Raw genomic sequence first — 13,222 nt, forward strand, 5'->3', positions numbered from 1 at the left:
TCCTTCCAACATGGCTGCTATAGGTCCATCAAGTGATAGTGGTCGCGGAGTGGACGTAATGAGTCGAGTGTTTCCCCATAGTTTTCGGAGAGCTTGCCGAACTCGTTCGCGCGTTCGATCTCGCGAATGAGTAGCGCTCGTTCGACTTCGAAATTGATTGGCGCCCCTGCCTTAGGTACGGCGAGATAGTCGTAGATCTCTGCCCGGTCTTTGCCTTCGGCACGGCGAAGCAAGCGTCCGCGTCGCTGGACGAACTGTCGGGGGTTGCTACTGCTGGCCAAGAGATAGCCGACCTGAGAGTCGGGTATGTCGACCCCCTCGTCGAGGCATCGCATCGCAACGAGTGCCTGGAGGTCGTCGCCGGAGCCGAAACGACGGAGCAGCACCTTGCGATCGGCACGTGAGGTTTGTGAAACGTATTGATGCGCGGATATTCCGAGATCGTTTCCCGCCATCCTCATCACTTCCACCAACTGGTTCGGACCTCTTTCGTCACCTGGTGGTGTCGGGCGTCGTCCCTCCGCACAGTAGATGAGCTGAAACCACGAGTGGCGGTGAGCTTCCAGGTCAACACGCAGTGCTGCGAGCTTGCCGGCCGCATGACCAGTCACACCTGCACGCTCACGCAAGAGGAATCCGAGCGGCGAGTTCGGATCGGCGTCGTCCGGACTGTCACCGGCAGCGATGCACCGGGCTATCTTCGCTGTCAGCTCGGTGTACAACTCGGTCTCCTGGTCATTGAGCTCAACCAGGCGTGGATGGTAGGCGTACCGGCAGAGCGCGCCCATGTTGATGGCTTCGCCGAGGCCCAGCTCGAAAACGATTGGACCGAAGTAGTCGAACAGTGCTTTCGTGCCGATCTCGTCATGCCACCGCTCGGGCGTCGCAGACAGTCCGAGGCGGTAGGTGGCATGAGCAGGTAGCGCGGCGTTGTAGCGCGTGGATCCGAGATTATGCGCTTCATCAGCAATTACCATCAGTTGCAAAGTGAGCCGGCCCAGGATTTCCTGAAATTTGGGCCCGGAGAACGAGGCATTGGTCGCAATCAACACGACGACCGGTCGCTGTCCGAGTCGGGCCTGTCCGATCTGGTCCTCAACGCGAGGAACCCACTTGCTGCTGGATTCGTAAACAGGGATCGGTGTAATCCCGAAGGCCTCGACGTCGGTAACCCACTGATCTACGAGATGCTGCAGCGGAGCAAGGATCAACACGACCAGTGGTTCCTCCCGGTCGCGCATTACATTCCCGACGGCAGTCGCAGCAAGTAAGGCGGTCTTGGTCTTTCCCGTACCGGTAGCCATGGCCAGGAAACCGCGACCCCGGTTGCGTAACCATGCCTCGACAGCGGCACGCTGATAATCCCGCGGAATCAACCCGGGCGGGGGAGTGAGTCTTTTGGGCTCGTCCACCACTCGATGGCATTCTTCGAGGACATGCTCCCGATCCGGGAGGGTTGTATTCGGACGTTCACGTCCGATTTCGATGAGACGCTCCCGAGCAACATCGGGAAACGGTTCGACGCTGAGCATCGATGTTCGGTCTGCCCAGAGGTCTTCGAAATCCGATTCGAGCCGAAGCGCACGTGCACCGTCGCTCTCGGTCCAACCACGGTACACCTCGATGGACTCGAAGTTCGCCACGAGGCCGCCCAGAGTCTCATTGCTGCTGCCGGTGAATGCGACGAGGTCACCGTACTCGTCACGGAACACACCGATCTTCTCGTGATAAATGCCGATTCTGTCGTCCCGGACCACGAATGCGAGCTTGATGTCGAGATGGCCGTCAGCTATCAGACGACCGACCTGTCCGAGCCCATCCAGAACGCGATCATTCTCGATGCCTTCGAGTTCACGAATTGTTGCGCGGGTAATGACGTCTCGGACTAAGTAGCCGTGTGAGATATCTGCGATATCACCTTCGTCGAGATGTGGCGATGCGATGAGCCGCATCGAACCGCCGCGTGCCACGAAACGCTCTATACCGCGTGCATAGAGAGCGAGGCTCGTCGAGGTGAAGTACCCAACGGCACGGCTGTATGTTGTGGCCGCACTGAAGACCGGAACGTAGAAGCGGGCGACGACGTCTTCCTGGTCGCTGCGATAGCGGTCGTCGAGGTCGAGCGACCGAAGACCAGAAGTTATCCGGCCCGTCACAGCAGATCCAGAATGTCGTCGACGTTCGTGGATTCGACTTCGGGGTCAGGTAGATCGGTCTCCACGGTCTCGAGCGAATCACGTGAGGCAAGCAAGAGTTCGGCGATATCTGTGTCACCACGCTCGCGATACGCGCCGATGAGTGAGGCGATTCCGGACGACTCCGGGAGACCGATTGCGGCGCAGAGACTCCTGTAATTGTCGGAAGGAGTCGACTGCGGCTCGATGCCGACGAGAGCGAGGGCGTCCGCTAGGGGCTCGCCTACCGGTTCGCGTACTTCCTCGACGGCGAACGTTCTGTCATCGTTGATGATCAGGAATACATCGGAGCCGGCAGCGGTATCACGTTCCAACAAGAAGCGGCGGATCGTGCCGAAACTAGGCTGAACCCCTGTCCAGGCGATCATCTGTTGCCCGAGTGGCGACTCGAGTTGCAGGGTTTGTCCCGGTTGCAAGTCGAGGATCGCAGCGACTGCAGTGGGTGCCACCGATCCGCTTCCTCGGAGGTGATCCTTGGTGACCTTTACCCGCACCGCCCACCCTTCGGGGCGGCGGAACATTCGGCGGGTTTGGTTCGGTGTTTTTCGTACTTCACGAGGACTTGTGGCCAACTGCACCATCCCGTCGTTCGTTTCGAACGGGGCGGAAGAGGCGTACGTGACGACACTGCCGCGGGAGACCGAGTACTTGCTCGTGATCTTGTCGATAAGCGGATCCAGCGCCACGCGTCCACCGTTCTTGGCCAGTTCCTCCCTGATCAGAGAGCGAATGTCGGAGTACGTGTCCAGACCCCATTCGGTTAGTCCCCATCGGTCGCGATCGACTCGAGTGAATCGATCGTCCTTTGCCAATGCGTTTCGCAAGGACCGGACACTGCGTTCCACGGTGAATCTGGCGATGATGTCATCGGAGGAGAGCGGCGAGCCCACCACTGAGAGGATCGAAGCTGCATAGTCCTGTACCGACTGTATCCGCGTGAACAAGTGGTCACCCTCGATCAGGTAACCGCAGTACTCGAGCCATTCGGCAGTGATCGTCCGCTTGCGTTCCGCTGGCTCGATGTCTATGAAGTCGAGCGATGCCAGCGGTGCTACTCCGTAGCTGTCGACGAACTCTTCGATCTGCGTCGCGGTTGCGGTCCTGGCAGCCTCGACTGTGGGGGAGGCACACCATTCGTCCTCGATCTCGTACGAATCATCGAGACGGTCGAGTACGCGCCAAGCGGGTTGCTGGACAGAATCGACGAGGTTCTTCAACGAAGGAATCTCTTCGAGAAGCGCTGCCAGGGGTAGCACGTCGTGAATGGTGCGCTGCGCAGCTTCGGCCAACGACGCCAAGGGTCCCGTGCCGGCGTGACTCAGTTCGGTAAGAAGTGCACTTCGTGCCTTGGATTCGATCTGGCGAACCCTCTCACGCGTCACTCCCAGCGTCGCCCCGATAGTATCGAGAGTGAGTGGTGAGTCGGCGAACATCCGATCGCGAAGAATCCCGACAGCGCGATCGTCGAGCTTCCGGATCGATTCATCCAGGATGCCGGCGGCGTCCAGAGCCCGATCTGCGCCCAGAACGCCCGTGCTGGTTACTACTTCCAGCCGTTTTCTTGCTCGTACAACGTTCTGAGGTGTCCCGATCGGGAGCGTTTGGGTGAACAGCGGCGTGTCGGGAAGGCCGACAAGAGCCAGCCACTCTGCTACTACCCGGAGATCGTCGACGATCGATGCATCGACGATAAGTTCCGTGGATTCCTGAACATCGCTTTGGGCAGGCGCTGTGCGAAGTACATTATCCTCGGCGTCATTCTCCGCCGCCGCGTCCGCCACGGCCTGATCTGCGAGGATTTGTAGCACAGTGGACACTGTGGCAGCGCCGAAGTTCTTCCAATCGAGGATCTCTTCGACCGACAGGCCCGCGATGTCTTCGACCGTTCGGTACCCCCGCCTGATGAACATGTTCAACCCTCGTGGCGGAAGGCCCAGAGCCTCCAAAGACACACCCGTTCCAGCTGTAGGAAACAGCTGGGCGATCGTCCAGCGTGAGAGCTGGGACATGGCGATCTCTGCTACGGCTTCGAGGTGCCGATGCCGCTTCGACACGGTCGGACCCGAGGCCGGCTGGTTCCACCAGGGGCCGTGTGTTGTGTCGGCCGTGGACTCGAGCCAGGGGAAGACGTCCAACCACGTGGCGACATCTGGGTTGACTACGTCCCCCGACACACTGCTCTCCTAACCTTGGTCATTGTTTGGTGCCTCCCATCGGATCACAGCGTCCTAGCCTTGCGAGCAATCGGGACCGTGAACCATTGGTTAGCTAACTTATTCTTCCGAACGGCCAGTTTCGTTACTCCATCCCGCTCGGTCTGATCGGGGACAGTCCTGCCGTGGTTTCAAGCGGTGATGCGCGGCGTCTGTGATCAGATCGGGAACCCCGACACGACGGGCGGAGCATCGCGTCCTGGCAGGCTGAATTGCCCCGATTGTCTCGACGGGGCGGGAGCCGGCAGGTCGGGTGCGTGAAGGGCTCGTCTACAGGAGACCTGCTTGCCGGCAGATTGTGTGGATGGCGCAAGATCACGTACCGGATGACACGGAAAGAGTGACGGTATGCAGGACGACATCGAGGGTCCCCGATTCCTCGTAGCAGAGCTTCCCGGCGAGATCGGGGCCCAGGGTCTATTCGATGTTCATCGCAGGTTGGCCCATTCACGCACGGATGCGGGCGGTCAAGGGATGCACCACGATCGATATTCGTGCGCGTTCTCCAATCGATGGCGTGTACGACGCGCTTGTGACCGTGCTTTACGACGGGATGTGGCGAGTACAGGAGGATTCGACGGGGCTGGTATCTCCGGGGAACGTCGTGTTCGCACAAGACAGCGAATCCGTGGTCGAGCACCTCTTTCGTCATGTGCCGGGTTGGCTGGTTCCGGAGCTCGGCCCACACCTTCACGCGGAGTTCGTCGATTTGCATGAGGGGCTCCAAGACGAGAAGGACCCTCTGCTCGATGCGCTGGCCAGAAGGCTCGAGTCCGTGGCCAATGCGATGTTCTGCGCACTTACTGACGGTTTCAGAATGATCTCCGCAGTCGCCTCAAACAGATGATGCTGCACGCGAGTTCGAGCAGCCCCTGATGCAAGTCCGCTCGTACCTCGGAACGTGTTCGCAGACGCTTGAACTGGTGCAACCAAGCGAAGGTCCGCTCGACGACCCAGCGGACCTTGCCGAGCCCGGAGCCATGCGCGGCGCCTCGGCGGGCAATCATCGGGGTGATCCCCTTTTCGCGAAGCAGGTTTCGGTACTTGTCGTAGTCGTAGCCTCGGTCGGCGAACAACCGGCGGGGCCGATTCCGCGGCCGGGCCCCGCCGGCCTCGAATACGGGGGATCGCCTCGACGAGCGGCATCAGTTGAGTGACGTCGTGGCGGTTTCCGCCGGTCAGCGACACCGCAAGAGGGGTTCCGTGCCGGTCGACGATCACATGGTGCTTGCTGCCGGTGCGGCCGCGATCGACCGGTGAGGGTCCCGTGTGATCCCCCCTTTGAGGGCCCGCACGTGCGAGCCGTCGACGGCGACGTCGTCCATCTCGAGCAACCCGGCGGCTCGCAGCTCCGCGAGCAGCATCTCGTGCAGCCGCGGCCACACCCCGGCCTCGGTCCACTCCCGCAACCTGCGCCAGCAGGTCACTCCGCTGCACCCGATCGTCTCTGCCGGCACATCACGCCAGGCCACGTTGGTGCGCAGAACGAACATGATGCCGGCCAGGGCGACCCGGTCGTCGACCGGCTTGCGCCCCGGAAACCGGAACCGGCGGGCAGATCTGGGCGGAAGCAGCGGAGCCACACGCTCCCACAGATCGTCAGGAACAAGATCAACAGACACTCTCGACACGGTGCCCGAAACCGTCCCGGAACGCCATCTACCACGCCGAACTCATTCTGAAACGGTCAGTTACTGCAGGATGGGACGCCACCATGACTATCGAGCCGTACGGAGACGGCGCCACGATCCTGATGTCGACGCAGATTCCGACGGACCTCGATGAGAACCTCCGGTGGCGCATCGGGGAAGCCCTGGAGTTGGATATCCGAGACATGCGGATGCAGTGGAGGCTCCGGGACAACGGCTGGTGCTTGGACGTCGAACAGACCGGCTTCGTCGGCACTGACGAGACCATTGCTGTTGCTACCCTCGACACGCTCTGCGATGTGATGGTTGGGGTGGTTTCGAACGGTGCCCTTCCCACTTCCGACTCGTCGAAGCAATGGCATTCGGCCGGCGCCTCGACGCCGTCCTCCGTTCTTCCCGCTGTCCCTCTGGCTCTCGAACCCCCGCCGCGTCCGGATGTGGTCGCTGCCAGGTTGCATCGAATTGCGATGTGGTCTGCCGAGAACGGGTTCTCTGCTCCGCTGGAACCGAACCCGACGACGGTGGCTCGAAAGCTCGACGAGGCAGGCGCAGGTTGCGCCGGCTACTACATCCTGGAGTTCGTCGACGGTCAGTGCTACATCGGTGAATCGATCGATCTTCCCGAGCGATTAAGGCAACACAGGGCTCGCTATCAAGACATTCAGCAAGTTCGGATCCGCCCGGACTCTGCGGCAACGGGGTCGTTGCTCGGTAAGCGTCACCTCCGGTTGCACGAGAAGTCTCTGATTCACTCCGCCCAGGCCGCCGGGCTGCTCGCCCGAAACATCAACGAGATGGCCACCATGCTCGGTGTCAGCAAGTATCTCGATGAACTGGTCTCGGCCGAGGAGCAACGGCTCTGGTTGGACGCGCCCGATATCGTCAACACCACGGATACGGCTATGCGCCGAAGTTTTCCGTCCGAACGTATGGTCCGTACTGCCGTGAACTACCAACAATTTCGTCACCGAGATGACGGCGATCAGATAACACGAATTATCGGACACTACTTGAACCGTTGTGTTCCCTATCCGGTCAGGACCGAGCATCACTGCTGGGCGCTCAGTTGCCTGACCAGTCCAGGTAAGAGCTTCGGTCGCTTGTCTTGCCTCACGATTGCGATGACCGAAGCATTGGTGATCTATCAGGACCGAGGTATGAACCGTCTCGGGTTTGATGCCGCCTCCTTTCTTGAGGAGGATGCACATCATGTCCAAGCGTTACCCCGCCGAGCAGCGTGAACGAGCGGTGAAGATGGTCCTCGACCACCTCGACGAATATTCTTCGCCGTTCGCGGCGTGCAAAGCCATCGCCCCGAAGCTCGGCGTCGGTGTCGAGTCGCTGCGCACCTGGACCCGCCAGGCTCTGATCGATGCCGACAAGACACCCGGCGTGACCACCGCTGAACAGCAACGAATCAAAGAGCTCGAACGCGAAGTCCGAGACCTCCGTGAGGCCAACGAGATCTTGAAATCGGCCTCGATTTTCTTCGCGAGGGAGCTCGACCCTCGCCGCCGCTGATCTGCCAGTTCATCGACCAGATGCGTGCACAAGGACACCGGGTCGAGTCGATCTGCGCCGTGCTCACCGAGCGTGGCGTCAAGGTCGCCCCACGCACGTATCGGAACTGGAAAACTGCTTCTCCATCCCGCCGGACCGTCGCCGATGCACATCTGACGAACGCTCTGCGTGAGACCGTCGGCACCGCCGAAGGTCTCTACGGTCGCCGAAAGATGACCGTGCACCTGCGCAGACACGGCCACGACGTCGCGGCATGCACCGTCGACCGGTTGATGCGCGACGAAGGGCTGTCCGGAGCGGTCCGGGGCCGTCGGCACCGCACCACCGTGCCCGGCGGCTCGGACAGCCGCCGCGCCCCTGACCTGGTCGATCGTGATTTCACCGCCGAGGTCCCGAATCGGAAGTGGGTCACCGACTTCACCTATTGCCGCACCTGGGCGGGGTTCGTCTATGTCGCGTTCGTGATCGACTGCTTCTCGCGGGCGATCGTCGGCTGGCATGCCGCCACCGTCAAGGACACCGCGATGGTCACCACCGCCTTGAAGATGGCACTGTGGCGACGTGACCACACGGGCCACCCGGTCGGCACGGGGTTGATCCACCATAGCGATGCCGGCAGTCAGTACACTTCCATTGCTTTCGCGGAAACCCTTGTGCTGGAGGGTATTGCCGCGTCGATCGGCAGCGTCGGAGACGCATACGACAACGCTCTGGCCGAGAGCACGATCGGGTTGTTCAAGACCGAAGTGATCGCCAAGGGAAACCCGTTCCATCCGGGTCCCTACAAGTCCGTCGAGGACGTCGAGTACGCCACGATGGAGTGGGTCGACTGGTTCAATCGCAGTCGCCTGCACAGCCGTCTCGGATACGTCCCGCCGGATGAATTCGAGGCGGCGTACTACGCTCACCTGTCGACTCCACAACCGGAGCCGTCACCGATATAGGAGCGGCAAGAAACCCGAGACGGTTCAGTATGCCCCCGGGAGGAAAAATCCAGGTAAACGAAGCGGAGTTGTTCCCCTCGGATGCGTCCGAATTCATGTTCCTCCGCCGTCATCCGGTTGTGCGAGTGACCGAGGTCGGTTACCAAGAATCAGGACCCGGTCAACTTTTCCTCCACGCGGACACCCTGGACGACCTGGAACGCCTCCTCGACGACGTGATCGTCACTCGGGCTGCCGCAACCACTGCACTTCACATCATGCGTAAGGGACCGTGCATGCAGCGCAGGGTTCACTGCCCCCAGCTCGCCGATGCTGCATTCACCGCCGCATCCGCGAGGTACAAGGCAATGTAGGCGGGAGTGGCTCAGGAAGGAATCGTCGCCGGACTGCCGGAGGACTGTACAACGCCGTGTCGGCAATCTTGGAGGTGCGAAATCGGCGAGCCAACCCCGCTCCGACAAGATCAAGGCGCACCGAAGCCATAGGTGTACGTTTCGGTTTCCCAGTTCATTGTTGCGTGGTACTTGTAGCCCCTCTTCGAACCATCCGGATTCTCTTCGGTCGCCGCGAAACACTCGAGGACGGTCGTCTGCGCGAGGAGGTCATCTACAGATCCACCCGCGACCGGTGAGCACGACACCGAGAGCACCGGACCGTCGATGATGGACGAGTTCGCATGGCCGGTGGCCATTTCTCTGATGCTGTTTTCGACCTGTGTGATGCTCAATCTGCGCATCGCTCTTTCCGAGTCTTCGCGACGTTCGCGATCTGCCTTTTCGGCGGCGACGCGAGCGGCGGAACTTTCTGATGCGGAAAGCTCCGCGGCCGCCATGTCGGCGCGTTTGTCTGCCTCACGCGACGCCTTCACAGCGAGACCTACACCCACGACAGTTACCACCAAGACTGCCAGCATTACCCCAATCGGATGTCGGATAAGGTTCTTCCAGCGGGAAGCGCGCTTCGGAGAGGGATCCGGCAGGTTGAGCCACTTCTGGCCGTCCCAATACTGCATTCCACGATCGGGCCGCGGATACCAACCCGGGGGCGCGCTATGCGGATCATTGGTCACGGTACTAACCCTCCACGGAGCGTCGCAGGCAATGCCGTGATCGTTCCAGGCTAACGCGCCTTTCTATCAATGAACCCATAATCGGCAAGTTTGGCGGGGTTGTTACGCCTGGACGGCCGAAATCGGAAAATCGACCGAACGCAAGCGCACGTAAATTCGCAAGTGGTCGTTCTCTTCCTACGCAACTCTGGCGTCTCGACACCTACATCTGACTGCCCGCCCGAATTCGTCGTCCGGAAGCCACCCGTACTCGTCGCAATGGTCGCATTTGTCCGGGACAACTCGCGGCGCGGGAAGTGCCTGCCACATCGGTATCCATGCCTGCGCGAAGCGCATGGGATCTAATGGACGATGTATTGCTTTGGCTGTGGTCACCAACGCCGTGGTGCCGTGTGTTTCCAGCAACGCTTCTATCGCCGATACGGCGTCCGGATTGAGATAGGCAAACGTTGCTGTCAACCCTGCCTGCCTGCAGGCCGCCGCCAGACGGGCGACATCCGGACTGAGAGGTGCCGTCGAGGCGGGCGACGTGCGGTTGGTCTTTGTTCTTGGTGGATCAGTACTGATAAGAGTGCCGGGTTTGCCGATGTCCGCGCGACCGCGAGTCGGCTTTTCAGGCCCCGGGTCGGTACGCGGCTCTTCACTATGGATCTCGTGGACCGGTTGGTCTGACTCCTTGATGGGCGTGACGGTCTCGGCTCGGTGGACGCAGGATGGGTCTGGTGGGCGGGTCTGGCTCACGGCTCTTCTGACGCCACTGCAGGTTGGTGGCTGTCCTGTCTGCGACGTGTCGACCGGCTCGGCTCACTCGTTTGAGTGCAGCCCGGCGGGCCGTCATGTCCTGATAGGAGTCTGGCGAGATCCCCGATAGTGAACTGACTGACGCCCGGCCGGACTGCGCACCCGACAAGATGGAAGGGCGCAGTCCCATGGTGAATCAGGATCACCTCGAGGTCTACGGCGGAATCGATACCCACGCCGACACCCACCACGTCGCAGCGATCGATGCCACCGGACGACGACTGGCAGATGTACAGGTCCCAGCGACCGCGGCCGGCTACCAGGCGGCGTTGCGGTTCCTGCGGTCCTGGCCTGGGCTGGTGAAGGTAGGCATCGAGTGCACCGGCTCGTACGGGGCTGGGGTCAGTCGTGCGATGCAGGTCGCGGGCATCGCGGTTGATGAGGCTCAGCGAAGGTGCTCGCTCGTGCTCGTCGAAAGTGCCCACTCGTGGGCGGGTTCACTGTAGCGGTTGCCGGGTGCCGGTGGTGGCTTGACGGAGCTTTTCCGACCGGGCGTGGTGATCACGCAGCCGGTAGGAATCCCCGTCGAGGTTGAGTACCACCGATCGGTGCAGAAGCCGGTCGAGCATCGCGGCGGCGACGGTCGTATCGCCGAGGACCTCACCCCACTCTCCGACACCCCGGTTGGTGGTGATGATGATCGAGGTCTTCAGATAGCGTTGCGCGACAACCTGAAACAGTGCGGAGGCGGCCTCGCCGGGCAGGGGTAGGTAGCCGAGTTCGTCGATCACCAGCAGCGTCGGGCCGGCGTAGAACCGCATCGTCGTCGCCCACCGGCCTTCGATCGCAGCGCGATGGCAGCGGGCGGCCAGATCGGCGGCGGTGGTGAAGTAGGTGCGATAACCGGCATGCGCGGCCGCCCGCGCCAAGCCCACCGACAGGTGGGTCTTTCCGACCCCCGGCGGCCCGATGAGCAGGACGTTCGTCGCGGTTTCGAGGAACCGGCAGGTGCCCAACTCGGCGATCAATGCCCGATCGAGGCCGGGGGCGGCGTCGAAGTCGAAGTCCTCGAGACAGGCCGGGGTGGGCAGGCACGCGAACCGCAACCGCCCGGCGAGGCGGCGGGCTTCGGTGGCGTCGACCTCGATCGACAGCAGCTGTTCGAGCGCTGCGGTCATCGACAGACCGTCCTTCTGGGCTCGGTCGAGCACCGACGGCAGCGCTTCGGCAGCGTCGTGCAACTTGAGCGTCGCCAAGTGTCCTCGCAGACGCTGATAAAGACTTGCCGAGGTCGCGGTGGTGTCGGGGGTGGTGGTCATACGAGGGTGTTCCTTCCGCGGGCTGCGCGCTCGTAGGCGGCCAGGTCGACCACCGTCGATCGCGGTGTCGTCGACGGTGGGTGGCGGTCCGTGGTGTTGGTGCGCAATGCTGCTGCCGCAGTGAGCGCCTCGGGTCCGGGTGGGATGCGTTCTTTGCGGCGGTGCGGTCGGCCTCCGGCCGCGGCACCGGCCATCGCGGCCTGTTCAAGGGCGTGAACGTGGCCGTGATCGCGCACCACGGCGCCGGCCCCGTCCGGCGCCAACCGGTGGCGGGCGACGGTGATCTGCGAGGCGGTGACGATGTCGATCACCTCGTCGCCGAGCTGCCGGGTGACGGTGACCTGCGCTGCGGCCAGTTCCGGGGGCACCGAGTAGCGGTTGCCGCGGTAGGCCACCAACGCCTGCCTCGAGACGGTGCGCGGTTCGCTGAGCACCACCGGATACGGACTGCTCGGCATCGACGTCAACGGTTCCCGGTCGGCGACGGTGCGCACCGGGGCCTTGCCGTCGGCGGTGGCCCGCATCCGGGCATCGGCGCGTCGACTACAGAATTTGTCCACGCTCGCCTGGGCCTGCTCGACGGTGAGCTCGTCCGCCACGGTGCGCCACCATCGCTGGGCCGCAGTGTGATTGGACTTCTCGACGACACCCTTGCGATTGCCGGACCGCGGTGGGCAGATCGCCACCAACACGCCGTAATACTTGGCGACCCCGGCGAAGGAGGCAGTGACTTTTCCGCTGTCGGGGTAACAGACCGTCGACATTCGATCGAATCGCCAGGTGTGGGTCAGGCCGCCGAGTTTTCGGCAGATCCGGTCGAGGCCGTCGATCAGATGCGGCTGGGTCATGGCCGGGGCGAGCACCCCGCGCCACCGACCCGAATGCGCGAGCGATCCGACCAGCAGATATGCGGTCTTGCCCCAGCCCCACGAGGCGGGTGGGTTCGGCAGCTCGACCCAGTCCCACTGGGTTTCCGCCCCCGCCGGATGGTCGATGACCGCGTTGGGGCGGTCGGTCGCGCACGCGCAGGCTTGGCAGACGGGCCGGAGCTTGCGTTGCCGGATCTGGCGGGTCAGCGTCTGATACGAGGCGGTGTAGCCGAGGTCTTCGAGTTCGTCGCACAAGGTCCGTGCCCACAGATGCGGATCCTCGGTCAGACGAGCGGTGACGTAGTCGACGAACGGTTCGAACGGATCCTCACCAGCGGGTTTACGGATGCCGGGGGTGGTGGTGCCGTTCAGATAGTTGCGGATCGTGCGCCGGTTTCGGCCGGTGTGCCGGGCGATCGCCGAGATCGTCCAGCCTCGTTTGTGCAGTGCGTGGATCTCCACGTCTTCCTCCCATGTCAACATGAGAAAGCGGTCTCCTTCGGGGTGCTGGTGCGTGGTCAGAGACCACCAGCATCGAAGGAGACCCGCCCTCATCGGCGGAGCCACACGGGTGAGCACTTTCGGTGAGCAGGTCTGAGCAGGATCAAAGAGCGCCATCACGGTCAGTGAGGTCAACCGCCCCAACCGGTTCGATCGCCGGATTCGCGGCAAGAGCGATCCCTTCGACGCCTATTCGGCCGC

The 13,222-nt window shown here is 62.3% G+C and carries 9 protein-coding genes and 1 pseudogene; 4 read left to right on the top strand and 6 right to left on the bottom strand.

Annotated elements, in window-relative coordinates:
- Positions 1-17: 17 nt before the first annotated feature.
- Positions 18-2,156 (bottom strand): DEAD/DEAH box helicase family protein, encoded by a 2,139-nt coding sequence (locus tag LPH33_RS07900; RefSeq protein ID WP_229567723.1) that lies wholly within the window; start codon positions 2,154-2,156, stop codon positions 18-20.
- The gene (locus LPH33_RS07905) at positions 2,153-4,369 is read right to left on the bottom strand and encodes a sigma factor-like helix-turn-helix DNA-binding protein (RefSeq protein WP_229567725.1); all 2,217 of its coding nucleotides are present in this window, start codon (positions 4,367-4,369) and stop codon (positions 2,153-2,155) included. Before LPH33_RS07905 ends, LPH33_RS07900 begins: the two co-directional genes overlap by 4 nt.
- A gap of 463 nt (positions 4,370-4,832) precedes the next feature.
- On the opposite strand from LPH33_RS07905, the gene LPH33_RS07910 reads away from it, so the two are divergent.
- Positions 4,833-5,255, top strand: coding sequence for a hypothetical protein (locus tag LPH33_RS07910; RefSeq protein ID WP_229567727.1), 423 nt, complete (start codon positions 4,833-4,835; stop codon positions 5,253-5,255).
- Here LPH33_RS07910 and LPH33_RS07915 read toward each other — a convergent pair.
- Positions 5,221-6,030, bottom strand: a pseudogene (locus tag LPH33_RS07915) (IS5 family transposase). The gene LPH33_RS07910 and the pseudogene LPH33_RS07915 overlap by 35 nt on opposite strands.
- Positions 6,031-6,122: 92 nt before the next feature.
- Here LPH33_RS07915 and LPH33_RS07920 point away from each other — a divergent pair.
- Both LPH33_RS07920 and LPH33_RS07925 read left to right on the top strand, forming a co-directional pair.
- A complete protein-coding gene (locus tag LPH33_RS07920; RefSeq protein ID WP_229567728.1) occupies positions 6,123-7,298 on the top strand; it encodes a hypothetical protein in 1,176 nt (391 codons plus the stop codon).
- Positions 7,267-8,522, top strand: a protein-coding gene (locus tag LPH33_RS07925; RefSeq protein WP_228287126.1) for an IS3 family transposase whose coding sequence is annotated in 2 segments (ribosomal slippage) — positions 7,267-7,540 and positions 7,540-8,522 — 1,257 coding nt in all. Because the reading frame shifts where the segments join, the coding sequence is not laid out codon by codon here. Before LPH33_RS07920 ends, LPH33_RS07925 begins: the two co-directional genes overlap by 32 nt.
- 463 nt (positions 8,523-8,985) lie before the next feature.
- Here the strand turns inward: LPH33_RS07925 and LPH33_RS07930 are convergent.
- Positions 8,986-9,591, bottom strand: a complete 606-nt coding sequence (locus LPH33_RS07930) for a DUF2510 domain-containing protein (RefSeq protein ID WP_229567730.1) — start codon at positions 9,589-9,591, stop codon at positions 8,986-8,988.
- Between the two features lie 929 nt (positions 9,592-10,520).
- Between LPH33_RS07930 and LPH33_RS07935 the strand changes: the two genes are divergently transcribed.
- Complete coding sequence (locus LPH33_RS07935; RefSeq protein ID WP_229567732.1) at positions 10,521-10,838, top strand: IS110 family transposase; 318 nt, start codon at positions 10,521-10,523, stop codon at positions 10,836-10,838.
- Here LPH33_RS07935 and istB read toward each other — a convergent pair.
- Together istB and LPH33_RS07945 are read right to left on the bottom strand one after the other, a co-directional pair.
- Entirely contained in the window at positions 10,830-11,651 is an 822-nt protein-coding gene (gene istB / locus LPH33_RS07940; RefSeq protein ID WP_068158116.1) for an IS21-like element helper ATPase IstB, read from the bottom strand. The two genes, LPH33_RS07935 and istB, sit on opposite strands and share 9 nt — an antisense overlap.
- A complete protein-coding gene (locus tag LPH33_RS07945; protein WP_068158111.1) occupies positions 11,648-13,003 on the bottom strand; it encodes a Mu transposase domain-containing protein in 1,356 nt (451 codons plus the stop codon). Before LPH33_RS07945 ends, istB begins: the two co-directional genes overlap by 4 nt.
- Positions 13,004-13,222: the final 219 nt, after the last annotated feature.

It is taken from the genome of Rhodococcus sp. RDE2 (assembly GCF_020885655.1).
Classification (GTDB): Bacteria; Actinomycetota; Actinomycetes; order Mycobacteriales; family Mycobacteriaceae; genus Rhodococcus; species Rhodococcus pyridinivorans.